Source organism: Chryseobacterium sp. P1-3, assembly GCF_000738495.1.
Taxonomy (GTDB): Bacteria; Bacteroidota; Bacteroidia; order Flavobacteriales; family Weeksellaceae; genus Chryseobacterium; species Chryseobacterium gallinarum.
Genome location: NZ_JPEQ01000007.1, coordinates 687670 through 714095 on the forward strand (window position 1 = coordinate 687670; position 26426 = coordinate 714095).

General features: G+C 38.1%; 25 protein-coding genes. 11 read left to right on the plus strand and 14 right to left on the minus strand.

All coding sequences use genetic code 11. The annotated features are described in order from the left end of the window. From HX13_RS11745 to HX13_RS11755, 3 genes are read right to left on the minus strand one after another with little or no spacing between them, the layout of a single operon-like run. Complete coding sequence (locus HX13_RS11745; protein ID WP_050021213.1) at positions 1 to 636, minus strand: hypothetical protein; 636 nt, start codon at positions 634 to 636, stop codon at positions 1 to 3. Beyond that, positions 629 to 3382 (minus strand): hypothetical protein, encoded by a 2754-nt coding sequence (locus HX13_RS24165; RefSeq protein WP_238555263.1) that lies wholly within the window; start codon positions 3380 to 3382, stop codon positions 629 to 631. Before HX13_RS24165 ends, HX13_RS11745 begins: the two co-directional genes overlap by 8 nt. Before the next feature lie 20 nt (positions 3383 to 3402). After that, positions 3403 to 4332, minus strand: coding sequence for a hypothetical protein (locus tag HX13_RS11755; RefSeq protein WP_128572373.1), 930 nt, complete (start codon positions 4330 to 4332; stop codon positions 3403 to 3405). Between the two features lie 951 nt (positions 4333 to 5283). Between HX13_RS11755 and HX13_RS11765 the strand changes: the two genes are divergently transcribed. The 10 genes from HX13_RS11765 (at position 5284) to HX13_RS11805 (ending at position 14072) form a co-directional block, all read left to right on the plus strand. After that, positions 5284 to 5526 carry a helix-turn-helix domain-containing protein gene (locus HX13_RS11765; protein WP_050021217.1) on the plus strand — a complete coding sequence of 81 codons (243 nt, stop codon included), beginning with the start codon at positions 5284 to 5286 and terminating at the stop codon, positions 5524 to 5526. A gap of 198 nt (positions 5527 to 5724) precedes the next feature. Continuing rightward, complete coding sequence (locus HX13_RS11770) at positions 5725 to 6606, plus strand: cupin-like domain-containing protein (protein ID WP_050021218.1); 882 nt, start codon at positions 5725 to 5727, stop codon at positions 6604 to 6606. A 159-nt stretch (positions 6607 to 6765) separates the two neighbouring features. After that, complete coding sequence (locus HX13_RS11775) at positions 6766 to 7488, plus strand: hypothetical protein (RefSeq protein WP_050021219.1); 723 nt, start codon at positions 6766 to 6768, stop codon at positions 7486 to 7488. A gap of 509 nt (positions 7489 to 7997) precedes the next feature. Beyond that, on the plus strand, positions 7998 to 8468 hold the full coding sequence (locus HX13_RS11780; protein WP_050021220.1) for a transposase: 471 nt from the start codon (positions 7998 to 8000) through the stop codon (positions 8466 to 8468). Positions 8469 to 8554: 86 nt separating this feature from the next. Next, entirely contained in the window at positions 8555 to 9091 is a 537-nt protein-coding gene (locus HX13_RS11785) for a TetR/AcrR family transcriptional regulator (protein WP_050021221.1), read from the plus strand. 10 nt (positions 9092 to 9101) lie between these two features. After that, a complete protein-coding gene (locus HX13_RS11790; RefSeq protein ID WP_050021222.1) occupies positions 9102 to 9635 on the plus strand; it encodes a Crp/Fnr family transcriptional regulator in 534 nt (177 codons plus the stop codon). A gap of 79 nt (positions 9636 to 9714) precedes the next feature. Next, entirely contained in the window at positions 9715 to 9873 is a 159-nt protein-coding gene (locus tag HX13_RS22515; protein WP_157837436.1) for a hypothetical protein, read from the plus strand. Next, positions 9848 to 10099: a hypothetical protein gene (locus HX13_RS11795; protein ID WP_050021223.1), complete on the plus strand. Its 252-nt coding sequence runs from the start codon at positions 9848 to 9850 to the stop codon at positions 10097 to 10099. The genes HX13_RS22515 and HX13_RS11795 overlap by 26 nt, the downstream gene beginning before the upstream one ends. 116 nt (positions 10100 to 10215) lie before the next feature. Next, the gene (locus tag HX13_RS11800) at positions 10216 to 13026 is read left to right on the plus strand and encodes a TonB-dependent receptor (protein WP_050021224.1); all 2811 of its coding nucleotides are present in this window, start codon (positions 10216 to 10218) and stop codon (positions 13024 to 13026) included. Positions 13027 to 13028: 2 nt separating this feature from the next. Next, a complete protein-coding gene (locus tag HX13_RS11805) occupies positions 13029 to 14072 on the plus strand; it encodes a phytase (protein ID WP_128572374.1) in 1044 nt (347 codons plus the stop codon). Between the two features lie 328 nt (positions 14073 to 14400). Here HX13_RS11805 and HX13_RS24170 read toward each other — a convergent pair whose 3' ends face one another. After that, positions 14401 to 14568 carry an ATP-binding cassette domain-containing protein gene (locus tag HX13_RS24170; RefSeq protein WP_238555264.1) on the minus strand — a complete coding sequence of 56 codons (168 nt, stop codon included), beginning with the start codon at positions 14566 to 14568 and terminating at the stop codon, positions 14401 to 14403. A 19-nt stretch (positions 14569 to 14587) separates the two neighbouring features. Then, entirely contained in the window at positions 14588 to 16453 is a 1866-nt protein-coding gene (locus HX13_RS11810) for an excinuclease ABC subunit UvrA (protein WP_238555265.1), read from the minus strand. Between the two features lie 61 nt (positions 16454 to 16514). Here HX13_RS11810 and HX13_RS11815 point away from each other — a divergent pair, with 61 nt between their 5' ends. Further along, complete coding sequence (locus HX13_RS11815; RefSeq protein WP_050021225.1) at positions 16515 to 16928, plus strand: MarR family winged helix-turn-helix transcriptional regulator; 414 nt, start codon at positions 16515 to 16517, stop codon at positions 16926 to 16928. A gap of 73 nt (positions 16929 to 17001) precedes the next feature. On the opposite strand, the gene HX13_RS11820 is transcribed toward HX13_RS11815, so the two are convergent. The 9 genes from HX13_RS11820 to HX13_RS11850 form a co-directional block, all read right to left on the minus strand. After that, positions 17002 to 17724 (minus strand): sterol desaturase family protein, encoded by a 723-nt coding sequence (locus HX13_RS11820; protein WP_050021226.1) that lies wholly within the window; start codon positions 17722 to 17724, stop codon positions 17002 to 17004. A 156-nt stretch (positions 17725 to 17880) separates the two neighbouring features. Beyond that, positions 17881 to 18162, minus strand: coding sequence for a hypothetical protein (locus HX13_RS11825; RefSeq protein ID WP_128572375.1), 282 nt, complete (start codon positions 18160 to 18162; stop codon positions 17881 to 17883). Between the two features lie 106 nt (positions 18163 to 18268). Next, complete coding sequence (locus HX13_RS24175; protein WP_316931303.1) at positions 18269 to 19138, minus strand: S41 family peptidase; 870 nt, start codon at positions 19136 to 19138, stop codon at positions 18269 to 18271. After that, on the minus strand, positions 19065 to 19595 hold the full coding sequence (locus HX13_RS24180; protein WP_238555266.1) for a hypothetical protein: 531 nt from the start codon (positions 19593 to 19595) through the stop codon (positions 19065 to 19067). The genes HX13_RS24175 and HX13_RS24180 overlap by 74 nt, the downstream gene beginning before the upstream one ends. Before the next feature lie 6 nt (positions 19596 to 19601). Beyond that, positions 19602 to 20342, minus strand: coding sequence for a hypothetical protein (locus tag HX13_RS11835; protein ID WP_238555267.1), 741 nt, complete (start codon positions 20340 to 20342; stop codon positions 19602 to 19604). 152 nt (positions 20343 to 20494) lie between these two features. Then, positions 20495 to 21418 carry a T9SS-dependent choice-of-anchor J family protein gene (locus HX13_RS11840; protein ID WP_050021228.1) on the minus strand — a complete coding sequence of 308 codons (924 nt, stop codon included), beginning with the start codon at positions 21416 to 21418 and terminating at the stop codon, positions 20495 to 20497. Positions 21419 to 21493: 75 nt separating this feature from the next. Further along, positions 21494 to 22792, minus strand: coding sequence for a hypothetical protein (locus tag HX13_RS11845; protein ID WP_050021429.1), 1299 nt, complete (start codon positions 22790 to 22792; stop codon positions 21494 to 21496). A 294-nt stretch (positions 22793 to 23086) separates the two neighbouring features. After that, positions 23087 to 23830: a TonB-dependent receptor domain-containing protein gene (locus tag HX13_RS24185; RefSeq protein ID WP_238555269.1), complete on the minus strand. Its 744-nt coding sequence runs from the start codon at positions 23828 to 23830 to the stop codon at positions 23087 to 23089. Continuing rightward, positions 23778 to 26372: a TonB-dependent receptor gene (locus tag HX13_RS11850; protein WP_238555270.1), complete on the minus strand. Its 2595-nt coding sequence runs from the start codon at positions 26370 to 26372 to the stop codon at positions 23778 to 23780. Before HX13_RS11850 ends, HX13_RS24185 begins: the two co-directional genes overlap by 53 nt. Positions 26373 to 26426: the final 54 nt, after the last annotated feature.

Consider the following 26426-nt stretch of genomic DNA (forward strand, 5'->3'; position numbering starts at 1 on the left):
TTAAAATGTTTGGCGATGATCATTCTCCAGCTTTTCTATACGTTTCTGAAGTGTATCAATGACTTTGTTTTGGTTATTAATCTGGTTATCTAATTCTGAACTTTGCTGGGTAAGGCTCTGATTCCTTTTATTAAGATCTATTGTATAAAGAGTTAGCTCCTCTATTTTAGCCAAAAGCCTTGCTTTCATCTCTCCGAGTTCAATTCCATTCTTTACGACTTCTTCTGCAGATGGAATATTGGGTAGATGCCCTTTCTCCTGAATATGTTGTTCAACTTCTTCCAGTCTTGGAAGTTGATAATCCGACTTGAATACATAGTCTGCCCAGCCATTCTCAGAAGCGATATCTAATTTTATCTTTTCTGCTTTAAGAGCCCCTTTCACAAAAAGCCTATAGCCGGAACAACTTGTACAGGAAAAGTTAGAAACTCCAATGCCCGCTTTACCGGTTATATCCAGCTGCATTGCTTCCGTACCATTTGTTTTGAAAAGTAATTTCTGGGAATCTGTAGTTCCTACAAAATGAGTATCGGGGCTGGTACCGGCGTTTCCCCTTGCGCTCCAATATTTAGGAGTAGTCTGAGAATAGACATATTGGAAGAAGATAATACTTATTAAAAAGCTATATTTATTCATTATTCTTCGAGGTTTTAAAGTCAACAATTTTCTTATTTTCAGTTTCCAAAGCTTCTACTTTTTTCAGAAGAGTTTTAATCATTTTCTCCCTGTTCTTTACACTATCCCCTAATTCAGCATTCTTTTGATGAAGCTCAGTATTTTTTTTATTCAAATCGATGGTATAAAGAGTAAGTTCTTCAATCTTTTCTAATAATCTGGCATCCATTTCTGCAAGGTCAAGTCCTTTTTTTACAACTTCATCAGCAGAAGGAATATTAGGCAAATGGCCTTTTTCATGGATGTGTTTCTCTACATCTTCTAACTTGAGGAGCTTATAATCCGGACGGAATACATAATCTGCCCAGCCATTAGCTGAAGCAACTTCCACTTTTACCTTTTCTGTTTTAATTCCGTCTTTTACAAAAAGTCTGTAATTAGAGCAATCAGTACATGAAAGATTTTTAGTACCTATTCCAATCTTTCCATTAGAATCGATACGCATGCTTTCGACATTGTTGGTTTTGAAAACTAAACTTTGCTTATCGGTGGTTCCAATAAAATTATAAGTCGGATCAGTAGCCGTATTACCGGTAAGTTCCCAATTATTATTACCTCCACAAGCTCCTTCATAACAAAGAGATTGAACAGGATCCAGCAGCATATGGACTGCTGCATTCTTTTGACTGGACGCTTCAATAATAACCTGAACGTCTGTACCTATATTCCCGGAAATTTTATAGCAGTTTCTTCCATTATAATTTTCTGTAGCAGGACTCGCAAAATCCTGTGAACTTATTACATCTCCATTGATATTAAAGAATCTTATCTTTACACTTGTCCCTTTCCACTCAGATACCGGAATATAAATGGTATAATTATTCTTATTTCGATCCACACAAATTCCTCCTGCTTTTGTAGCACAAGTTTTTTGTTTTTCAAAATCATTCCACTGGTCTGAAGGTACAGCATCAAAAGTTTTGGATACTGCCGCATCCTGCGGACTGGAAACTTCATAAGTGAAAGTCTCTACATTTTGAACACCACTAACAGGTCGCCCTTTCAAAAAATAATATTCTTGCCCGTTGGAGGAGATCTTAGTGAGAGAAGTTGTATCGAACGCAACTCCATCAGCTCCATTTATAGCATCTCCATTTTGTCCATAGATTTTCAGAGTAACTTTATCAGATTTCCATTGGTTGACCGGTATGGTAATCTCTGCCCAACCATTGTGTACGCGGTTGAAACAAACGGCAGCCTTAGGAATACATACTGTAGAGGCTCCTGCTATGTTCGCTTGTTCTTTTGATGGCAATGCATCAAAAGTTTTGGATACTGCCGCATCCTGTGGACTGGAGACTTCATAAGTGAAAGTTTCTACATTTTGAACTCCACTTACAGGTCGCCCTTTCAGAAAATAATATTCCTGCCCATTGGAGGAGATCTTAGTGAGAGAAGTTGTATCGAACGCAACTCCATCAGCTCCATTTATAGCATCTCCATTTTGTCCATAGATTTTCAGAGTAACCTTATCCGATTTCCATTGGCTGACCGGTATGGTAATCTCTGTCCAGCCATTGTGTACACGGTTGAAACAAACGGCAGCCTTAGGAATACATACTGTAGAGGCTCCTGCTATGTTCGCTTGTTCTTTTGATGGCAATGCATCAAAAGTTTTGGATACTGCCGCATCCTGTGGACTGGAGACTTCGTAAGTGAAAGTTTCTACATTTTGAACTCCACTTACAGGTCGCCCTTTCAGAAAATAATATTCCTGCCCATTGGAGGAGATCTTAGTGAGAGAAGTTGTATCGAACGCAACTCCATCAGCTCCATTTATAGCATCTCCATTTTGTCCATAGATTTTCAGAGTAACCTTATCCGATTTCCATTGGCTGACCGGTATGGTAATCTCTGTCCAGCCATTGTGTACACGGTTGAAACAAACGGCAGCCTTAGGAATACATACTGTAGAGGCTCCTGCTATGTCCGCTTGTTCTTTTGATGGCAATGCATCAAAAGTTTTGGATATTGCCGCATCCTGTGGACTGGAGACTTCGTAAGTGAAAGTTTCTACATTTTGAACTCCACTTACAGGTCGCCCTTTCAGAAAATAATATTCCTGCCCATTGGAAGAGATCTTAGTAAGAGAAGTCGTATCGAACGCAACTCCATTAGCTCCATTTATAGCATCTCCATTTTGTCCATAGATTTTCAGAGTGACTTTATCCGAGGTCCATTGACTAACTGGTATGATAATTTCTGCCCAACCATTGTGTACACGGTTGAAACAAACGGCAGCCTTAGGAATACATACTGTAGAGGCTCCTGCTATGTTCGCTTGTTCTTTTGATGGCAATGCATCAAAAGTTTTGGATACTGCCGCATCCTGTGGACTGGAGACTTCGTAAGTGAAAGTTTCTACATTTTGGACACCACTCACAGGTCGCCCTTTCAGAAAATAATATTCTTGCCCATTGGTAGAGACCTTGGTAAGAACATTCGTATCGAAAGTAACCCCATTGGTCCCATTTATAAGATTTCCATTTTGTCCATAGATTTTCAGAGTGACTTTATCCGAGGTCCATTGACTAACTGGTATGATAATTTCTGCCCAGCCATTGTGTACACGGTTGAAACAAACATCAGCCAAAGCTTTCGGTGGGTGAGTTATGTTATTTATATCCCTACGGTTAATAATATGAGCTTGAATGAAAACCAAGCAAAAGAAGCTCAGTAAAAAAGTAGTAAATAATTCTTTTCTCATGGTTATATTTTTTTTAAGTGTTATTCTTTTTTCAACACATGTTTTAGCCTTCTATTTTCTTCTTTTAATTCTTTAATATCCTTACTCATTTGGATCTGATACAAAGTCAGTTCTTCTATTTTCTGCAAAAGCTTAGAATTCATATCTCCGAGATCTATTCCATTTTTTACCACTTCATCAGCAGAAGGGATATTAGGAAGATGTCCTTTATTCTGAATATGTTTTTCTACCTCTGATAAAGGCATTAACTGATAATCTTCTTTGAAAACATTATCTGCCCAGTCATTTGCAGAAGCCACTTCAACTTTTATTTTTTCTGTTTTAATTCCCTCTTTTACAAAAAGTTTATATTTACGGCCATCTGCCGATATTCCATTGGCAGGCAGTAAATCAGCAAATTGACCGATTCCGATAATACCATTGTTCCCAACAATCCAATTACCAATATTGAGCTCATTATCAATTATAGACCGAGAAGATTTCACTTCATTTCCTATAAAAATATTATTAGTGCCTTTTATCAAATTGTAACCAGCCTGATAACCTATACCAATATTATTGGAATATTGTGCATTATCTTCGCTGGAAATAGCTTGGGAGGCCAGCCAGAACAAGGACAGAGTACCTATTGCTACATTATATCTTCCGTGTTTTAAAGTCTGTAAAGCCCCGGATCCAAATGCAGAATTACCAGTTACAAAAAAATTTATGTCTGAAACCTGATCTCTGGATAAGGCAAAAGTTCCTACTGCAGTATTTTCTAATAGCCACCCTTTACCTCCTATTGTTTGAGAACCTACCGCTACATTATAGGTGGACTGTTCTACATTTACAAAAGCTTGATATCCTATAGCTGTATTAGTATGCCCAGCAGCAGAATTAAAGCTATCCAGACCAAAAATCGTATTCCTTCCATTTCCTTCTGCTATGCTTTCATTGCCCCCCCCCAAAAAATAGATTTTTGCCCCACGAAGCATCTGTTCCTGACGGAATAAATTTTCCTTTCGGTGTAATTCTTAGTTGCTCTATATTATTTGTTTTTAGAATTAGTGGTTGATTGTCAATAGTTCCAATAAAATGATCAAAAGGATTAGTTCCGGCATTACCTGTCGTATTCCATGGTTGTATTTGAGAATAACTAAAAGTGATAGTAAGTATAGTGAAAACAGATGTGATTTTTTTTCATAGCGATTGTGTTTTTTTTGACCTATATAAATCTATAATAAGCATCGGTTTCCAAGCAAATATATAAGGTAGGAAAATATTTAAATTCATAAATTTAATGGGTAAAAACAGAAAATATTTACGTAAAAATACTCAAGCAAAAACACTTAAAAATATGATAATCAAAATTTTAAAAAATTCAATTCATTTTTGTACTTTTGATGATATTAATTCCTCTATATGAGAATTTTTCTATGGGTTATACTATTCGTTATGAGTTATTATCAGCTTTTTACAAAAAGCCGAGTTGGAGGATTATATCCTATCATTGAAGATAAAATCACCATAAAAACCTTACCACTAAAAAAAGTTCAATACATATCAGGTTTTTTAGACGGGGATGATGAACTCAAAAAAAATAAGTAATGAGAACGCCATCTTAAAAAAAATCTCATACCCAGGAAAAAAAAATTCCGTAACAGTATTGCTGTGATTTCCTTTCTTTCATTTTTTTATACTGTTAGGGCTCACATACACATATTACCGAAAACAGAAATACTATAAGACCTTATATTTTGAAGCCATTACAAACCAGGAAAAAATAAATATTGAATATCAATATGAAAATACACAAGTTGAAATTAGCAACCCAATCCATGACCAATTAGACATCAACCCTTTGATTGTGGAAAATATATTGTCTTATCTTAATACTTTTGAGCTGAAAAAAAAAATATTTGATAAAAGATATTTCTCTTTTAAATATGGCAAAGGAATGTGGAACAAACACCGCATATCTGTCAAAAGTAATCAATCATTATAAGAAAAATAATTTTGCCTCTTATCTTAATAATTTAAGGTTGAACCATGCTGTAGAATTATGGAAAACCACACCTAGGCTTCGCTATAAAAGTATTCAGGAGATGGCAGATATGGTAGGCTTTAAAACGGCCCAAAGCTTTTCTAAAAAAATTTCATGAAAAGTATAAAACAACCCCTACGTATTTCCTGAAGGATCTGAATCAGAATATTCAAAAAAATATAGCTTAAATAATCAGCAATTGTACTTACATCAATTATAAATTGTTCAATAAATATTTTTCAATTTATTATACTATTTCAATGATTCTCATTTTTTTTCATAAATATTTAATAATTTAGCCTGATAATTTAAACAAATGGGAATACTCCTTAAACCGATTGATATTGTAGATGACATTTCACAGGAAGATTTCCGTGAAAAATACTTAAAGCCATGTAAGCCAGTGGTAATCAAAAATATGGCGAGAAAATGGCCGGCCTATCAAAAATGGACAATGGAATACATGAAAGAGGTAGTAGGCGATGTTGAAGTTCCATTATATGATAGCTCCAAGGCTGATCCTGCAGCTCCTATTAACACTCCGACAACAAAAATGCCGTTCAGCGAATATGTTGACCTTATCCAAAGGGAACCAACCGATCTTAGGATCTTTTTCTTTGATCCTATAAAATTTGCACCCAAATTATTGAATGACTACATCCCTCCAAAAAATCTGATGGGAGGTTTTCTAGATAAATATCCGAGTATGTTTTTTGGAGGTAAGGGATCCGTAACCTTCCTGCATTATGATATTGATATGCCTCATATCTTCCATACGCATTTTAACGGAAGAAAGCATGTTCTCCTTTTTGAATATAAATGGAAAACCCGCCTGTACAAACTTCCTTATGCAACTTACGCCCTGGAAGACTATGACATTGCAAATCCCGATTTTGAAAAATTTCCGGCATTGGATGGTATTGAAGGCATCGAATGCTATTTAGAGCATGGAGACACTCTATTTATGCCTACCGGCTGGTGGCACTGGATGAAATATCTGGATGGATCTTTTTCCATCTCTCTTCGCGCCTGGGATAAAAGCTGGGCTGTAAAAGCACACTCACTTTGGAACTTAGCCGTTCAGCGAAATTTTGATAATTTCATGAAAGCCCGTTATAAGAAAAGGTACATGGACTGGAAGGAGAAAAAAGCTGTTGAAAAAGCGAATATTGCTTTAAAAAAAGGATTACCTAAATAAGTATTCATAAATAACAGGCCGGAAATTATCTCCAGCCCGTTATTTATCAGTCTCTGAAGTTAAACTCTTTTATTTCATTCAACAAATGATTGGCAATAACGACTTAAAAAATTATTAAATTGCATAGTCAGCCCATCTTTGCCTAATACCGGATGATATATGTTTGAAAAATTGATTGATAGCTTTGAAAAACTCTGTTTACAGATTATTATCGAAATATTACTGGTTCCCGTAACTATTTATAAATTGTTTAAAGAACCTCATCGCTGCTATGACTTTGCCGTTCAGGAAATGGAAAAAGAGGAAGCAGAACGTTTCCTTGATTATTTATCTCCCATCAAACTTTCGGTATATACCTCGGTAATTGTTTCCGTTCTTCTAATGGATTACAGCGGGGAACACAACTTTATTTCCAGGATTAAAGGGCTGAGCATGGTGGAAAAAGCTTTATTCATATTTATGATGAACAATTTTACAGCCGTTGCTTTCAGTGTGATATTATTAGGGTACAAAAAAGAAAAGGTCAATACAATAACCTTCCGCACCTTATTATTTTCATTCATTTATACTACAGTATATACCTCTACTCCTTTCTTTATACTGATTCTTTCTGCCATGTTTCTGGGACAAACTGTGAATGTTCAGTCTTATTTGAATCATCTTGACCAACTTTCTGTTTCCGGAAATTATGGTTCCAGGGATTATTTCTTTTTCATCATTTTCATTGTATTTCTTATTATAGGAATTATCGGATTGATAAAACTATTTAAAGCCCTGCATTATATTCTGAAAGAAAACCTCCGCTATCATCCTTATATGATATGGTTTTTCACCTTATTGTTCTTCCTTATACAGGTTTATTATGCAAGAGGATTTGTATAAAACTTACCTCTGCCAACAAACTTTATTGCTGCTGCTTATTTCCTTGTGATCAGCCGGATAGAAATCCACAGTTTTTATAGGTTTAGAGGTTTATCTGGGGTTCAACCGGATTAACAGAGTAATATTTTATCAAAAAACCTTCTCATTTCCGTTAGATAGCCCGACAAAACTCCTTCACAATAAACCTAAAACCAATGATTATCAACACATTAAAAAAAGTAGAACCTATGTATCTTCTATTCTTTTTTATTGAAACAGGTTTTTCGTTAACATTGTAACAACTAGACGCCATTCCGGAATATGTTCTTAAATATTCAGATGGAAAATACTTTATCAGTTTAATAATTTTTCCATTGACAGGCTCCTGACGCACAAGTTGAAATGAACACATTTTTCAAAATGCTTTTGTACCGGATAGTCATGGCTATTTATAGATGCACAGGCAATATAACTGCATGCAATAAAAAGATTATGCCGCAGTGAACCGTTAAAAACACAAACATATATAGATGAATCTTAAGGAAATACACATTGGTAAACTTATACAGATAAGGACCGATGAAAAGAAACTGGATAAAGACCGGATATGCAGTTATCTTAAATGTACAGAGGATGAACTTGAAAGGATCTATGAGGCAAAGAGCATGTCAAGTGAATTACTTTTAAAATGGAGCAAGCTGCTGGAATATGATTTTTTCAGGATTTATTCACAACATCTGATTTTTTACTCGCCACCGGCTGTCAATTATCAAAAAAAAGGAGCTGTCTCAAAAAATCCCATGCCGCAATTCAGGAAAAACATTTACACCTCTGAAATCATTGAATTTATACTAGACCTTATCAGTTCCGGGGCCAAAACAAAACAGCAGATTATTACGGAATACCGTATTCCCAAAACCACCCTGTATAAGTGGGTCGAAAAATATTCTTCTTCAGAAAAAAAACTGATTTCATTGCAATCTACTCCGGCAGATGATTGAAAATATCGTGAAATAGCTTGTAATTTCGTTTAAACAAAAAAGAACAGTATGTTCAGATTTATTTAAATTTGCTAAAAATAGCCTTCATGTCCAAACCTCGTGAAAGAATACTAAATACCACTATGATCTTGTTTCATCAACAAGGTTATAACAATACCGGCATCAATCAGATCATTGAAGAGTCGGCGGTTTCAAAAGCCAGTTTTTATCAGCATTTCAAATCGAAAGATGACCTATGTATTGAATTTCTTGACAAAAGATATGCTTATTGGATATCGGAATTAGAGAACTTTATTTCCGGAGCGCAGACTGTAGAAGAAAGGTTTTTGAAATCATTTGACTTTTTGATCTTCATGAACGAAAAAGAAAATTTCCGGGGCTGCAGCTTTTTGAATATATTATCTGAAATTCCCTCTGAAAAAGTGGAGATTCATAAGGTGATCCGCAGCCATAAAAAAGCGTTACGGGATGCCTTTAACAAGGATCTTAAAGATGATATGCTATCCGACCATATTTACCTTCTTTTTGAAAGCTGTATAGTGACCAGCCAGCTTTACAGGTCAAATGAATTAATCAAAAAAACCAAATCAATAGTACAAGGACTGCTTTTATCTTCCTGCTAATCGACTCTCCATGCAAATACCTGATATTAAATCCTTCCTCCATACCGCTCCTCATCTGTTCCGGGAAGTACAATATCCTGCTAAAAAGGTACTCCTTGAAGAAGGCCAGGTTTCAGCCAACATGTTTTTAGTCAAAAGCGGAGCATTAAGGGAATATTTTTATAAGGATGGAAAAGAACTTACCCTCGAATTTATAACCGAAAATCAGGCTGTAGCGTCTTTTGACAGCTTCGTGAACGGTACCCCAAGTGATTTTTTGATAGAAACGCTGGAACCTTCTGTTGTTTATGAATTGCATTACAAAGCTTTCCGGCAATTGCTGGAAAATCCAGGATTTCAACAAACCTTTAATACTTTATTTTATAAGCGGTTTAGTGAAATCAGTAAAAGACTGATGTCTTTTATTAAAGATTCTCCTCAGGAAAGATATAAGCAGCTTCTCAAAAAGAGACCGGAACTTTTACTCCGGTTTCCACAACATTATATTGCATCTTACCTTGGGATTACCAGTGTTTCTTTAAGCAGGATCCGGAATCGCAGATAAGTAATTGGAGTTTTTCTTTACAATTGTTATCGTTCCGTCATGAATACCGGATGTAATTTTGTTTCACAATATTAACATTATGAAGCATTTTATCCAAGAAGTTTTCAGTGAAGTGCTGGAAAATCCGGTATTTGATCAGATTCTGATCGAAAAATATTTTTCTAAAGAATATATCCAGTATGTTGATGGAACCTGTCTGAACTATAACGAATTTGTTTTGCATATTAAAAAAACTTAAAGAAAAAGTAACGCAACAACAAATTGAAATCATTAACCACGCTGAAAACAGGAATATCATTTTTACCCATCATCTGGCAAAGTCTGTCTTAAAAGATGGAAGTACGGTCAGGCATAAAGTACTGGCGGAGTTTACCATTGCTGATGGAAAAATTATACAATGTAATGAATTAACTTTATTAATAGAGGGAGATCATACAGCAAAAAATCTGGGTTCTGAAATTTAGGAAAACACCGTTCCGTCTGTGTATTAACAAATTTTAAAACAATGTTAATTTTCATTTTAAATCATTTTCCAAACGTACGTTTAATTTTGTTCATAATTTTAATCTAATATAGGAAGGTGAAGAAAATTTTTACATCTGTTTTATTTTGTGCATCTATTTTTTTCTATGCACAAACCGGTAGTCTGTCCGGAAACATCAACGACGACTCAAAGATTGCCTTGCCGGGAGCTAAAATCTCCTTGAGTCCCGGTAACATCTATACGACTTCCGATGAGCATGGAAATTTTGTATTCCTGAATGTTCCTCCCGGAAACTACACCATGAAAGTAGATTATCTTGGCTATGGTGTCCATGAATATAATGTAACGGTAGAACCTGAAAAAAACACCAGGCAGAATATTATTTTTGCAAAAAAAGAAACTACGATTGATGAGATTGTGGTTTCCGGATCTACGTTAAAAAACCAGGCAAGGGCTTTGAATAAGCAGAAAAATAACGCCAATATTACCAATGTGATCTCGGCCGACCAGATCGGGCGTTTTCCTGATGCCAACATTGGAGATGCGCTGAAACGTGTTCCCGGTATTACCATACAGAATGACCAGGGAGAAGCCAGAAACCTTATCATCAGAGGACTTGCTCCAAATCTCAACTCTGTTACCCTGAACGGTGACAGGATTCCTTCTGCTGAGGGTGATAATCGTAATGTTCAGATGGACCTTATCCCCTCTGATATGATTTCTACCATAGAGGTAAATAAGACCTTAACGCCGGATATGGACGCTGATGCCATAGGGGGCTCTGTCAATCTTATTACCAGAGCTTCCCCCAATGGCGAAAGAATTTCAGCAACATTAGCGGGAGGATACAGTCCTATCCGCGAAAAGGGAAATTATACAGCTGGATTGGTATATGGAAACCGTTTTTTAGATAAAAAGTTGGGTGCGGTATTCAGTTTTTCTTATAACAATAATAATTTCGGTTCAGACAATATTGAACCGGTATGGAGTCTTGCCAATGATGCCGCCCAAACGGTTTATATCAGCAAAATGGGTGTCCGTTATTATAATGAGCACCGTATCAGGCATAGTTTTGACCTTAATATGGATTATGAATTCAATTCAAAGAATAAAATCTATGCTTCCGCCATGTATAATTTCAGGAATGATAAAGAAACACGGTATGCGCTCGGATATAAGATAAAACCTGTTTATAATACTGATGAAACCGAAATTACAGGCTGGAAAGGAAGCATTACAAGACAAAATAAAGGCGGTGATGCTGACAATGACAATACCCGTTTTGAAAAACAAAAAGTTCAGAATTATGCTTTAAGAGGTGAGCATTTGCTGGGATCCAAAGTGGATCTTGACTGGTCTGTAAACTATGCCATTGCCAGTGAAGATAAACCGCATCAGCGTTATATAGAATTTGAAAACAGTAAGATGACCTTTTCCCAGGACCTCATCAGTCCTGAAAAGCCTGTCATTACTCCTCTTGCTGCGGATGATCTGGGAAGTTATAAACTGAGTGATCTGTCGGATGCCAACAGTTTTACACAGGAGAAGGAATTGGGTGCCAAAATGAATGTACGCTTTCCTTTTTCCGTAATTGATGGCCGGAAAGGAAGGTTACGTACGGGTTTCCGTCTCCGTTTAAAAGAAAAGGAAAGGAATAATGATTTCTATGCTTTTCAGCCGGTCAGCAGTCTGGGAAGCCTTCTTTCCGTACCTACAATATATCTTGACGGGCATAACTTCCAGGCCGGCCATTATGTCCCCGGGACATTTGTTGATCCTTCCTATCTTGGAGGGTTAGATTTATTTAACCCTAATCTTTTCAATGGAAAATCCAGGCCTGAAAAGTTCCTTTCAAGCAATTATACTGCAAAGGAGCAGATCTATGCAGGCTATATCCGCTGGGACCAGGATTTAAACGATCAACTTTCCATGATCTTAGGGGCCCGTATTGAAACCACAAAGATAGATTACACCGGAAACTACGTTATGAATGAAAAAGACCTGATTGGCCAGATCAACAATACCAATACCTATACCAACGTACTTCCTAATATTTCATTCAAATATGTCCCGGTACAGGATCTGGTGCTTCGTGCAGCTTTTACCACCGCTCTTGCCCGTCCTAATTATTATTCGCTGGTCCCTTACCTTAATGTCATTCCGGAAGATGAAATAGTAGCCGCCGGGAATCCGGGTTTAAAAGCGACCTATGCTTATAACTTTGATTTTATGGCAGAGAAATATTTTAAGTCCGTAGGAATTCTTTCCGGGGGGATTTTTTATAAAAACCTGAATAATTTTATTTACACCTATTCCAAAAGAAACTACACAGCCGATGATTTTGCAACGGATTTTGCGGGACAGTCTAATCCTATCCCTGCCGGGGAAAGCAACTGGAAGTTTACCCAACAGAGAAATGGAGATAATGTAGATATTTATGGATTTGAAGTTGCTTTGCAGAGACAGATGGATTTTATTCCGGGAGCATTCTGGAAAGGATTGGGCGTATATGTTAACTATACCTACACTCAATCCAAAGCAAAAGGAATTACCAATGAAGATGGTGCTGAAAGAACCGATGTAGGTCTTCCGGGTACGGCTCCTCATATGTTTAATGGCTCTCTTTCATGGGAAAACAAACGTTTTTCGGCCAGAATTTCTATGAATTATGCATCTCATTACATTGATGAATTAGGAGGTAAAGCTTTTGATGACCGTTATTACGACAAACAGTTTTTCCTGGATGCAAATGCTTCTTACAAAATAACAAACCAGTTGAGAATTTTTGCTGAAGCCAATAATCTGACCAACCAGCCGTTAAGATATTACCAGGGAATTCAGAGCAGAACAACCCAGGCAGAATATTACAGACCCCGATTTACTATAGGGGTAAAATTTGATTTTTAATAATGAAAAAAATAAAATATATACTTTCACTTCCGGCAGCGGCTTTTCTGTTTAGCTGTACGGGACAGCAAACACCTGGACAAAAAATAAAACCCACAATCATTACAGAAGCTGTGGTTCATGACACTGATGATCCTGCAATATGGATCAATCCGGAAGATACTTCAAAAAGCATCATCATAGGAACGGATAAAGATACTGATGGCGGATTGTATGCCTTTGATCTCAACGGAAAGATCATCCGGAAAGTTTCAGGGCTTAAACGCCCCAATAATGTGGATATTGAATATGGATTTACCCTTAACGGCAAAAAAACTGATATTGCTGCCGTTACGGAAAGAGAAACCAATAAAGTAAAATTTTACTCATTACCCGATTTGAAGAAGATCGGAGAAATTGCTGTATTTGAAGGAGAAACAGAACGTGGACCGATGGGAATTTCTTTATATAGAAGCCCGGCAACCGGAGACCAGTTTGTTATTGTCGGAAGAAAGTCCGGCCCTGCCGATGGTTATCTTTGGCAATATAAACTTTATGAAAAAAACGGAATTATCACGGGAGAGGTTGTCCGTAAGTTCGGGAAATACAGCGGGTTGAAAGAGATCGAAAGTATCGCTGTAGATGATGAAATGGGATATATTTATTATTCTGACGAACAATTTGGAGTTCATCAGTACTACGCTGATCCGGATAAAGGAAATCAGGAGCTGCTGGTTTTCGGAAAAGGAGATTTTAAGTCTGACGTAGAAGGAATTTCTATCTACCCTACTTCTAAAGAGACGGGATATATCCTGGTTTCCAATCAACAGAATGATACATTTAATGTATACCTGAGGGAAGATCCTTCAAAAGGAAGAATTGCAGAAATACCTGTTTCTACCAGTGAAAGTGATGGTTCTGAAGTAACCCATATTAATCTGGGCCCACAATTTCCGAAAGGGATATTTGTTGCAATGAGCAATGGCAGAGTATTTCATTTATATGACTGGAGACTGATTGAAGAAAAAATACAATCTGCTGCAAAATCTTCCGCCCGGACAAAATAATTGTAAACCATTAAGATCCATAAAGCTCCAGGAAAATTAAATAATGTAATTTATACTTGTTATAAGTATAGACTAGTAAAACTTTTACTATTCCTGCTAGCTTATCTTAATGGTTTAATTCTTTTTCATTTACTGAATATGCTTCCTCAGAAATTCTGCAGTGACTGATGTTTTGCTGGTCAGCAGGTCTTCTGGTGTCCCTTCAAACACTATCTTTCCGCCGTATTTTCCGGCCCCGGGGCCCATATCAATAATCCAGTCTGCCTGTGCAATAATATCCAGATTATGCTCAATAACAATCAGGGTATTATTCTGGTTTACCAGATGGTTAAAAAAAAGTCAGCAACTTCTTGGTATCACTTGGATGTAAGCCCGTACTAGGTTCGTCCAGAACGATGATCTGGTTGGTGTTTTTCAATTCCCTGGTCAGTTTCATACGTTGTCTTTCACCTCCTGAAAAGCTATCCAATCTTTGTCCGAGTGTCAGATAATCCAACCCCAATTGTATGAGCAGATCAAAATTTTTTAAGCACAGACTCTTCCCTAAAGAAACGGACCGCTTCAGAAACGGTCATATCCATTACCTCTACAATTGTTTTTCCGTTGTATACATACTGCAGTACATCAGGATTAAATCCAGAACCGCCACAGACCTCACAGGGCTGTTCAATATCATCCATAAAAGCAAGGTCTATCCTCTCCACTCCCAATCCTTTACAATTGGGACAGGCTCCTTCACTGTTTCTGCTAAACAGCTTATCTGAAACATGATTGGATTGCGCAAACAGTTTGCGTATGGTATCTGATATCGCTAAATAGGTAAGCAGATTGGAACGTGCACTGGCAGCAAACAGGGATTGATCTATAATAGTGACTTCAGGATAGAAATCAGGCAAAATACGGTTGATGAGTGTACTTTTCCCTGATCCTGCCACTCCGGTCACCACAGTCATTACCCCGGCAGGAATGTTGATGCTGATATTTTTAAGATTGTACAGACTGGCATTCCGGATTTTCAGATGTCCTTCCGCTTTTTTGTATATGTGTTTTATTACGGGTTTCCTTGCAAAATAAGAGCCTGTTTTGCCTTTGGAATTTTTTATATTTTCAAATGTTCCTTCGTATATCACTTCTCCTCCGTTTCTGCCTGAACCAGGTCCCATATCAATGATTCGGTCTGCCATCTTAATCAGGTCGGGATCGTGCTCCACTATTAAAACAGAATTTCCTTTATCCCTGATTTGCCGGATAATGGAAATAATATTCTGAAGATCTTTCGGATGAAGACCAATACTAGGCTCATCGAAAATATACAGCAGGTCTACCAAACTGTTTCCAAGGCTTCTTACCATTTTTATCCGCTGGGATTCTCCTCCTGAAAGAGTGTTTGTATTTCTGTCCAATGTCAGATATTGTAATCCGATCGTTATTATATTCTGAAGCTTTGCTGAAAGTTCCCTTATAATCACGTCATAGGTACCGGAGTCCAGTGAAGAGATGAATTCCAGGAGCTCGTCAACAGACAGCGCCATACAGTCGGCTATACTTTTTCCTTTAATTTTGCAGGACAATACTTTTTTGTTCAGCCGTTTTCCCAGACAGACAGGACATGTTTTCGTAATGACAACATGGTTCAGAGCATCTTTTCTTGTTATATTCTCTTTGGAGTCCTTTTTCAGGAACGCCTTTTCAATTCTGGGAATAATGCCTTCGTATTTTACGGTTTTCCCCCACTCTTTATAGGGATGCTTAGGTTTATGCTCTTCTGCATTTAAAAGCATATTCCATTCTTCATCCGTAAAGTCTTTCAGTTTTTTATCATTATCAAAATATCCGGATAAGGTATATCTCGTTAATCGCCATCCTCCCGGCTGGAATGTAGGAAATCTGATGGCACCTTCATTCAAAGACTTATTCCTGTCCAATAAGGCAGTAACATCCAGGGTCTGAACAAATCCAAGGCCTTCACATTCAAGGCACATTCCCTGGGGGTTATTAAATGAAAAAACATTGGAGTATCCGACAAACGGCTGTCCCATTCTCGAAAATAATAATCGTAAAGAGGCAGAGACATCTGCAGCTGTACCCACTGTAGACCTTGCATTTCCTCCCAAACGTTTCTGATTGATGATAATGGGAACATTCAGGTTTTTAATATTGTCCACATCCGGTACCCCGTAATGTTGCAGACGGTTTCTGATGAAGCTGTTCTGGGTTTCATTAATCTGGCGCTGAGCTTCTGCCCCGATGGTCTCAAAAACCAACGAGGATTTCCCGGATCCCGATACCCCTGTAAAAACAACAATCTGATGTTTTGGAATTTTTATGGAAATATTTTTGAGATTATTTTGCCTGGCATTTGTAATTTCTATATTTTCCATGTCTAAAATGATTAACTTTGTTAATAATTAACTAAGTTAAGTATATTTATTATGAAATCCATTGAAAAAGATTTTTTTTAACACATTCACTGATTTCCAGTGCCTTATTCTGGCTCATATGAACCGAGGTGATATTAATGGAGTTACTGCAGGGCATTATAATATCATTGAGTTTATTCTAAGGAAGGAAATTGCCACGGGAAGAGAGGTGGCCACGGCATTTAATATCAGTCAGGCAGCTGTTTCCAAGCAACTGAAATTTCTGATTAATCATGATTTTATTATTCAGAAACAGGATGCCGCTGATCGTAGGAAGTTCAATCTTTCCGTAACGGAAAAAGGCAGGTTTATCATAGAAAATTCGGAAACTTTCAGGAAAAATATCACCCGGCAAACGGCTTCTATACTGACAGCTAAGGAATTGGAAAATTTTAATCACCTGCTAGGTAAAGTTTTAAATCATATAAAACTTTAACCAAAGTCTCCTTTATTTAATTTGTATTTGATGAAACGTCAACAATTTTAATAGTCTTTTACTACAAATTGCACTATCTGTAAGTTCCAAACAGTCGGTCCCAAATAGAAGTATAAAAGCCAAAATTTTTGGTTTCATCCAAATGGTGCTGATTATGAAATCTTGTGGTTCCTACAAAAATACGGTCAAAAGAAGCCGGAAAAAACTCCCTGTTCAAATGGCCGATAGTTCCCCAGACCAGATTGACTAACAGGTAAACTGAAATAGAAACCGCTGAAAAATCATAACACATCAGTAAAACCAGCATCATGAGTCCAAAACCAATTGTTTCCAAAGGATGTAAAACAAAAAGGCTCAGGAAATTGGTGCTTACATGTTGATGGTGCTTTCCATGTATCCGTTTATAGACAAAAGGCAGATGGGCGGCATAATGAAAAAAATACATCAATACATCCATCAAAAGAAGCAATGCAATAACTTCTGAAACAATTTCCGTTACCGATGGATGTATAGTAAGCTCAATCCAGCCGGTTTTCCATAAAAAAACTCCAATCAGCATGACCAGGCTATTGCAGATAATGGTAAGAAAACTCAGATAAAGATCAGATCTTGTAACAGGATGATTTTTTCCCTGCAGTACGTTTTTGCGACAGGTTCTGTCAATAAAAATATAGAGACTTATTGAAAAGAAATACAGGAAAATATTAATAATCACACTGAACACAAGCCACTGCAACCAGGAAAACTGCCAAAATATTTCTAAATAACCGGAAAAAACAGCTCCATTAAAATTCATAGACACACCATCTTTCAACTTAATGTTATAAAAATAAGAATTTTGAGATTAAAGCAATAAATAAAATGGATTTTAAACATCATGTATAAACTGACTGTCAAAAGAATGAGCCACCTAAAAGTGCCTCATTATGAGCCTAATGATGGAGTTTTTTGATTATAGGAAAGCTATTTCTGCCGGGCCTTTTCTTTTAAGTTCCCGGAATCTTACCGTAAGTTTCTTTCTCAGTTCGTTATGATATTCCCTATAATTCTTAATGCTTTTTTCAAGGTTCTTTTTGTTAAGCAAATATTCCTCATACAGATCTCTCAATTCTGAAATCTGTGCAATGACCTCAGTGGAACGAAGTTCAGGATCATCCATCGCTTCTGTTAACAGGCGGTAATGTTCTACCCGACTGGTGAGGCTTGTATGAAATTTTGGTTCTATTCCCTGCATGAATTTGGTTTTTATATGATTGTGTTGGTGGTAAAGGTATTTAAGATAAATGGCAAAACCGCAAATTGTAAATCTGTTTTCTATTTCAGCATAATTAATTTGTTCATTACTGAAGTATATCACTCTGATATAGAATCTTTACTTTCTGAGGTGAGGCTGCTTTATTTGCTGACCTTAAATAAACATTGTCCAATGCTGTAGAAATTAACGTTTCCCCGGGATCACCTAAAGGCAGTAGCGGCAAATCAGAATATTCGCTTACAGCAATCTGTGGGGAAATTCCATCATGATACTCCCCGGCTCCACCGGCATTAAAGACTTTATAAATAACCGGATGAATCTGCCAGGAAATTTTCCGTGGTTTACGTTTGTCTTCTACCGTGAATCCCGCCATATCTTTTCCCAATGTAACATCCCCGATCTGGATTACCTGTATATAGGGCTTCAGATTGTTGATGATTATTTCAGCAGCTGAAGCCGTACTGTTTGAGGTAAGAATATACACTTTACCCAATCCTAAGGCATTAGCACGTAAGGTGGTGAAATCAAGTGCTTTGGGATCATAGGCAATCTGCTGGGCAAATGTCCTTTTTACTTCACCACCGTTTTTATTTCCTTTAAATATAATGAAGGGTGAAGCGGACGTTATACCTGAAGGAATGAGTGAACACAGAGCCGCAGCAGAGGATACCGACCCGCCATAATTATAGCGGAGATCCAGGATAAGTTCCTGTACTCCGGCCCCTTTGAACTCAGCAAACTTCTGATAAAGGGTGGAAGTCATTCCATCAGGAAAATCATAAATATAAAGATATCCCGTCTTTTTCCCGTTTTTATCAAAAATTTTAGATAACAGAGGCTGCTCCATGGAAAAGCCGTAATATATTTTAATTTCTTTTTCATCAGCAACACTGCCATTTTTCCAGCTTCCTACGGTAAGATCCAGGATGGTGAGTTCTTTCATAGATGAGGCCATTGCTTCTGCATTGGCTGCTGTGACAGATGTTCCATTGATTTTGGTAATAATCATCCCCCTTTCCAGCCCGGCGTTGAATGCAGGGGAGTTTTTTAAGGACCAGTTTAACAACAGTGATCACGTTTCCATTGCTCTGCTGAATAACCGTATAATCAAAGCCATACATATTCCGGATTGAACGGGGATATGAAGAAGCATCTGCCGTATTGACAATGAAAGAAAACCGGTCCTGTGGAGACAGCAGGCTTTTAAAGAAGTCTTTTACGGGAAGTCTGTAATCCGGTTTGGCAGGCATCTGATCAGCCCAGTAATAATACCGCTTCATACTGTCTTGTACCCATACATTCACAGATTCTGTGCTTCCTTCAGGGAATACGGGAACACTTTCGTCATTATTCGTGCATGCAATGAGAAAAGTGAAAATGATAACAAATGGAATGGTTAGAAAATTATTCATAGCCGACTACAGGTATTCTGATACATCGATATCTCCTTTTACAATCCAGGCGCCATTTTCCTGCTTTTCCTGAAGTACAATCAGATTGGCTCCCATATGCTGCTTGAGCGTTACCTTAACGATTCCGGATCCTGCGTAGGGTTCTGTGGTTCCCGGTTTATAAAGTTCCAGATATACCGGTGCTGAAGGACTGAAGGAACTATAGATTTTCACAGGCGTAAAATTATCTTTCCCGATATTATCAAATTCTGCGAGTACTACCCCGTTTTCCCTTTTTAATACCCCCTTAACATTGGTAAGGGAAGATCCTGAAAATTCCCCAAGATTCGGAAATATGAACTCAAGGCCCACTTTTCCAAGATTTACCTGGGGTTTTACCACATAGGTTTGCAAAAAAATTCCCGGCAGATTAAAAAAATACAGGTTTTTGAAATCTTCAGCATTGGTATAAGTGATGGTATATTGTGTGATTTCAGTTCCTGTTTCATTATTATAAATAGCCAGTTTGTTGGTTTCTCCTTCATCCAGTACAAACTGAAGCTGGGTTTCTATTTTATTGGTATAGGAAGTTTTCCCGTTGATGGCTACAGGTTCCCCGTTGAATCTCAGCTGAAGTACATCGGGCTTAGAGTATCCCTTGATGTTTATCTCACCGGGCTTCTGGGCTGTATCATATTTTTCTATTACCGTATTACCGGTACAGGAAACTAATATGATAAAAAACAGCAATGCAAAGATCTTATTCATCTTTATTATTAAATTATAGTATGAAGGTTAAAAATATTGCCCCGCCCAATAGTGCAGGGCAATAAAACAATTATAAAAAAACTACTTGGATATGTTCCGGACAATTGCTTTGTAAAGGCAGTAATCCAATTTATAAGTACATTTACGAATGATTATTTTTTAATAAATTTCAACTGTTCCGCGGTCTTTCCGTCAGTGATTTCTGCGATATAAGTTCCTGCGGATAACCCGGCTACAGGAATAGACCTGGAATACTGAACACTAAGGACTTTCTGGCCTGCCATATTGTAAATATTGACAATGGCTGTATTTTCTTTCAATGCAGGGTTAAGCTGGAGCTGCAAATTATCCTGTACCGGATTTTCTTTTATTTGTGTTAAATTTTTGTTTCTTTTTACTTCCTTAATTCCTAAAAACGAAGTCGCATAAATACCGATCTCATCAATATTGATATTCTGAATATTATTACCGTTTGCTTTTCTGTTGGCCCACATTCCGATATAGATTTTTTTTCCTGCAAAAGCGGAAAGGTCTACAAGGGATTCTACAAACTGGGTAAGATCTGCCGGAAATGGGTTGGTAGAATCTCCTACCTGTATTTTATAAGGGCTTGGAATATCATTTCCCCCTGCATCTATGGTCATTGCCTGAAAGTCAGATAAAGCGGGAACCTCTTTCTGCGGGGTGCTTACGTAGATATAGAGATCTCTGGCAACAATAGTATGGGAAGATCTCTGTCTTCCGATATAAGCTGCTAAAGTAATTGTTCCTGCAGCACCTGTCAGATCAATCTGAGGAGAAATAATCCAGTCATTTTCTGTAGCAAAACCTGTTGCGCTGCCACTTGGAACCAGACTGATGGAATGACGCAGAACATTTGCTGTTCCGTAGACCAGAGAAGTACCATTGTGGTAAATATTCTGTCCCTGTACCCACCCGTTGTTGTTATTGTTCAGATCATGGAATGTCCATCCCTGAAGATCAGCAGGTGTATCAAAGGAGTTTCCCCATACCAGAGACTGCGCTGCAGCCAGGTGAGATACCAGCAAAACAGATGATAAAATTATTTTTTTCATAACACTGATTATTAAGATTTTGAAAATAAAAGCAAGGGAACAGCGTGCGTTGTTCCCTGCTTTTTAAAGTTTTAATTATTCTACAGCCGTAAAATTGTATTTTGTCCAGGATCCCTGGAAGTTGCCACAGTTTCTTGGGGAAACATTCCAGCTTCCTTCGTTAAAGAATGGCTGGCTCATGCCCCACAATGCAGCAGTATTTCCTGTAAGGAGATTGGTTGCCGGTATTCCTGCCGTACCTGCTCCGATTACGGAAGTAGTGAAGCCATGAACCTGGATGGAAGCCAATGTTGAAGCTGAAGAAAGCTCAGAACCTGTACCTTCTACCCTGATTCCCACAGGATATCCTGTAACTACAGCGTTATGTAATGTCAGCTTACCATTTCTTCTGATGTGAATTCCGTTTTCGTAGGCAGCACCTTGTCCTGCGTTACCGAATTTAGGACCTACAATCGTAAGGTTATTAATAACAGGATTGGTAATCAATGAAGTCGCTGTACCGGTAGCATTGTTATCCAATTCGATACCGTTAGAATCAGGGCTTCCCCCGCTTACCGTATGTGCAGAATTGTAATCAGCCAAAGAAAGGGCACATGTAATTGTTCCTGTATATCCGTTATCAAAGTCAAAATTATCATCTTCCGCTGCGAAAGAAATCAGGTTGGATGCATTTACAGTTCCTCCGAAAAATTCGAAAGAATCGTCCTGACCGTAAGATACCTGGATATGATCCAGCGTTGTGCCGTTTCCTACACCTCCTAATGATAAGGCATTCACTTCATTTCCTGAGTTTGCTCCAACGAAATCATAGCCTGCAAATTCAATACGTACATATTTCATGATTCCTGCATTATGAGAAGGGTTGGTTCCTCCGAAATAGTAATCGCTACCGGTCAGACCTTCAATTGTTGTGGTAGAAGGAACATTGGTAGGAGCATCCCCTAAAAGGATCACTCCTCCGAAATCCCCGGGAGAAGCAGTTGTATCTTCATTTCCATCCAATAGTTTGTAACTTGTGAAAACAATCGGCTGGGTTTCTGTTCCGGTAGCATTGATTTTACCTGTCTTGGTAATCACCAGAATTCCTGAACCTTCACCTATTGCATTAGGCTTTGCTTTGATAAAAGTACCGGGCTGGATGGTAAGTGTTGCTCCGTTTTTAACGGCTACGGTACCATCAATTTCTATTACTCCGCTCCAGGTAGTATCAGAAGTAATCGGACCACTTACTGTAGTCACAGGTAGTGAAGAAGCTGTAAGGTATTCAGCTGAAGTAGGCTTCATTTCGAAGGGTGTCGAAGAATCTGCCAAATGATCATTTTGGCAAGCTGTAAGAGATAATGCAGCAGCTGCGATTAGGGTTAATCTTTTCATTGTTATAATTTTTGATAGATCCGGCATTTATTTTATGGCCGGAAATTTTTTAATATTCAGAAATATCCGCCTCTATATTTCTGCGATTTGGTTATTGTTTTCATCCTGCAGGCCAGGAGGAGCTGGTCTGCCTGAGTTCCCTTCTTTGCCACTACTGCCCGGGAAAAGACAATAGCGTTCGGTTTGGCTGATCCGGTACTGCTGTGCGCATCATCAGTATCAATCCGGCTCTTATCAGGATTCCGAAACCTGTACGCTTCTCTATCAAGAGCTCTTAATTTATTTTTTTGCAGGTTAAAATGTATAATTCACACTCAACCCAAACATTCTTCCGCTATAGGCCCGGAATAAGATTTTATCAATATTCTTATCGTATTTGTTTGTAGCTCCGGGTAATAATTCCATGGATTCTCTTTCTGTTTCCAGATTACTTCCGCCTCCGTCTTTCCTGGCTACGTAAGAATTAAAATTGTTATAGTATTCCTTTACCCTGTTAAAAAGATTTCTGACGTTTAATTTCACTTCCAGATTCCGGTTTCTCAGGAACTTATAAGAAATCTGCCCATCTGCTACGGCATAGGGGCGCTGTATTTCCTCCCCGTTGAAAGAGTAACCTACAGTGATATACTGATCGCCCTTGGCATTATAAAGAAAGCTTAACCCAAGCCTTTCTCCGTCATACATGAGTCCCATGTTGTATGCATAAGGAGTCTGTCCGTACAAGGGCCTGGCTACTTCATAGGTGGCATCCCTGTCTCCTGTTTTTTCCCTGTCTTTAAAGGCAATGACTTTAGTATCGTTATAGGTGAAATTCCCACTGATAAAAAGATCCGATAGAATCGAATTCTCTGCAATGAAACCTAAATTCTTCCGTATTTCCACCTCAAATCCTTTCAGCTTTGCATTTTTTGAGTTCCCATTATACAGGTAAAGATTTCCTTCACTGGAAAGATAGCCTTCACGCTCAATGGGGTGATCTATATTTTTATAGTAGATTCCTGCAGAAAAAAATTTCTCCCAGCCCCGGAAACCATTCAAATTTAAAGTCATAATTATTCACTACAGAGGACACCATTTCCGTATTGTAAATATGCCCATTGGCAATAGGGTCAAAATAGGGCAATCCAATTCTTTCATTAAATTGAGGCCGGATTACCGTTTTATTATATGCCAGCCTCAGATTGATTTTATTGGTAGGGCTATAGGTAAAATTGGCAGAAGGCATCCATTGCCAGGGTTGGTCATCTACTCCCGGTTTATTGACATTGCGTGAGTCACCGGGATCAAGCTGCTGGGAAACCAGATCATATTTGAAATATTCTGCCCGTACCCCCCATACTAACCTGAAATTATTTTTCCAGCGGTTATCAAACATCACATACATGGCATGCTGCTCTACTTTACCTTCATATTTTTCATTTTTATAGAGCGGTCTGGTTTGCCACCCTATTCCTCCGGGAGCATAATGAGAGCCATCAAACCAATCAGAGAGTGCCCCGTACATTTGTAAAATTTTACTGTTGGGGACATTTCTGTTTTCATCCACCCTGAGTAAAAACTTTTGCTGTTGATTCGTATTGGTTTTGGATGCCCCGGCATAGCCTATTTTAATATCATTTTTAAATAGCTCCCGATCAAAACTCCATTTGAAAGATGCACCGTAGTTGTAATCTGTTTCTTTACTCATGATATAACCTCTTGCAAAATCACTTGAGGAATTATTAACCTCATGATAGCTAAGGATTTCACGGCCTATAAAATTGTATAATGTCTGGTGCAGCGTATAATCTTTGGTATCTGAAGAAACCCCGGTCCTGGCAGCAAACCAGTTAATTTCCATATTCCCTGTCTTATGGCTACCTTCCAGTTTATTCTGCAAAAACATCTGGTAAACCGGATAGTCCGTATTCCCTGTAAAAGGTTTATCTAAAGATTTGATTTTTGAAGGATCATTATCAGGGATGATACCATTATAAAAGTAATGATAGGAAGCTTCTGCATTGGATGGCAAACCACTTCCACCGGTATATTCGTTCCATCCCGTGATTCTTGTCAGGGTATTGTCATAGATATGGGTATAGGAGTTCCGGAAAGAGATCCTGCTTTTATTAAGCTGCAAACCGAAATTAAGCATTCCTGCCACCGTAGAGTTATACTGATAGGATGCCCCTTTATTTTTAAAGTCATAAAAAGGAATTTGTCCATTGGCGTCCAAAGGCCCCGTCGTATCCAGCCAGTTTCCTCTTCCGGTATGATCAATATTCAGTTTGTTCTGTTCGTTCCGAATGACAAAAGCACCGGCAAAACCCCATTTATTGTTGTTGGCAAGGCGATATGTTCTTCCTAATGCCAGCTGAATGTTTGATCCCATATCACCTTTTGTTTTATAAGTGGTGAAATTATCATTCGTAAACTGTTTGGATTGTTCAAAGAACATAGGATTGCTCACACTCATTGCTTCGAGTCCTTTCGGGAAATCCCTTGTTCCGTCATCATACCCGAAATAATCATATCTTCCCCGTTTACGGGTCAGAAATTCTTTAAATGCCGACTGGTCATTATAGGAAGTACCCAAGGTTACTGTTGTAAAGTTTTCGTTAGGAATATCTTTAGTTCTTACCTCCACATAACCTCCTGCAAAATTGGCATTCATATCAGGAGTGGCAGATTTACTCACCACAACACTTTCCACCATGGCGGTAGGAATAATATCGAAAGAAAAATTCTGGTTATATGCTTCGGTGCTGGGTAGGTTGATGCCATCCATTGCGGCTGTATTCCAGCGTTCTCCCATTGAGCGTACCACAACATACTTATTATCTATAGTGGTAATTCCGGTTACTCTTTTTAATGTTCCGCCTACGTCATTATCCGGTGTTTTTGAGATTTGTTCGGCCGAAATTCCGTCACTCATCTGGGCGGCTTTTTTTTGCTGGGCCAGTAATCCTGCCTGCGTGTCGGCCTTCCGGGTTGCTGTCACCACCACCTCTTTAATGTCTGTAATTTTATCGGAAGCCGGATTCAATGCGAATGAAACGGTATTGGTTTCTTTATTAGTAACAGATAGCTTTTCTACCCTGAGCGGATTATATCTTGGTGCTTTTATGGTAAGAGTATAGAGCCCTGAAGGAAGATCTATGGTAAAATCCCCGTTATTATCAGTTATTATAGTTCTCTGAGCAATACGAACCTCTGCACCGGCAACAGGTCTTCCCACTTCATCAACAATTTTCCCGGATATACGTCCGTTTCCCGGTACCGAAACATCCGGGTTCTCATATTTTATTGAAATAAGGTCACCATTCAGGCGGAAAATAACAGGAAGTCCGTTAGTGATGTCTTTCAGGCAGCTGCTGATGGAGGAGTTCTCGCATTTTACCCCTTTTACTTTAAGCTCTTTAATATCCTGTTTTGAATAAGCTAGCCTCATCCCGGTTTTTCCGGCAAACTCTTCCAGAACTTCAATTAATGGCTTGCTTGCCGGTACGGAAAATGATACTTTCCGGACCAATTCCTGGGCTTCTGCTGTGACAGTAAAAAACAATGCTGCTATGGTAAGACCACATTTCAAACTTTTCATACGTTGCGTTCTCTTTTTGATAAGGTTATCTGATTATTATTTTTATGTTGATTA

Excerpts from the sequence above, each read along its gene's own strand:
- HX13_RS11825 (WP_128572375.1), bottom strand. The coding sequence starts at position 18,162 with ATGCAGGGAATAGAACCAAAATTTCATACAAGCCTCACCAGTCGGGTA.
- HX13_RS11850 (WP_238555270.1), bottom strand. The coding sequence starts at position 26,372 with ATGAAAAGTTTGAAATGTGGTCTTACCATAGCAGCATTGTTTTTTACT.
- HX13_RS22515 (WP_157837436.1), top strand. The coding sequence starts at position 9,715 with ATGAAGCATTTTATCCAAGAAGTTTTCAGTGAAGTGCTGGAAAATCCG.
- HX13_RS24180 (WP_238555266.1), bottom strand. The coding sequence starts at position 19,595 with ATGAATAATTTTCTAACCATTCCATTTGTTATCATTTTCACTTTTCTC.
- HX13_RS11820 (WP_050021226.1), bottom strand. The coding sequence starts at position 17,724 with ATGAATTTTAATGGAGCTGTTTTTTCCGGTTATTTAGAAATATTTTGG.
- HX13_RS11790 (WP_050021222.1), top strand. The coding sequence starts at position 9,102 with ATGCAAATACCTGATATTAAATCCTTCCTCCATACCGCTCCTCATCTG.
- HX13_RS11835 (WP_238555267.1), bottom strand. The coding sequence starts at position 20,342 with ATGAATAAGATCTTTGCATTGCTGTTTTTTATCATATTAGTTTCCTGT.
- HX13_RS11780 (WP_050021220.1), top strand. The coding sequence starts at position 7,998 with ATGAATCTTAAGGAAATACACATTGGTAAACTTATACAGATAAGGACC.
- HX13_RS11845 (WP_050021429.1), bottom strand. The coding sequence starts at position 22,792 with ATGAAAAGATTAACCCTAATCGCAGCTGCTGCATTATCTCTTACAGCT.
- HX13_RS11775 (WP_050021219.1), top strand. The coding sequence starts at position 6,766 with ATGTTTGAAAAATTGATTGATAGCTTTGAAAAACTCTGTTTACAGATT.
- HX13_RS11805 (WP_128572374.1), top strand. The coding sequence starts at position 13,029 with ATGAAAAAAATAAAATATATACTTTCACTTCCGGCAGCGGCTTTTCTG.
- HX13_RS11840 (WP_050021228.1), bottom strand. The coding sequence starts at position 21,418 with ATGAAAAAAATAATTTTATCATCTGTTTTGCTGGTATCTCACCTGGCT.
- HX13_RS11810 (WP_238555265.1), bottom strand. The coding sequence starts at position 16,453 with ATGGAAAATATAGAAATTACAAATGCCAGGCAAAATAATCTCAAAAAT.
- HX13_RS24175 (WP_316931303.1), bottom strand. The coding sequence starts at position 19,138 with ATGGCCTCATCTATGAAAGAACTCACCATCCTGGATCTTACCGTAGGA.
- HX13_RS24165 (WP_238555263.1), bottom strand. The coding sequence starts at position 3,382 with ATGAGAAAAGAATTATTTACTACTTTTTTACTGAGCTTCTTTTGCTTG.
- HX13_RS11745 (WP_050021213.1), bottom strand. The coding sequence starts at position 636 with ATGAATAAATATAGCTTTTTAATAAGTATTATCTTCTTCCAATATGTC.
- HX13_RS11770 (WP_050021218.1), top strand. The coding sequence starts at position 5,725 with ATGGGAATACTCCTTAAACCGATTGATATTGTAGATGACATTTCACAG.
- HX13_RS11785 (WP_050021221.1), top strand. The coding sequence starts at position 8,555 with ATGTCCAAACCTCGTGAAAGAATACTAAATACCACTATGATCTTGTTT.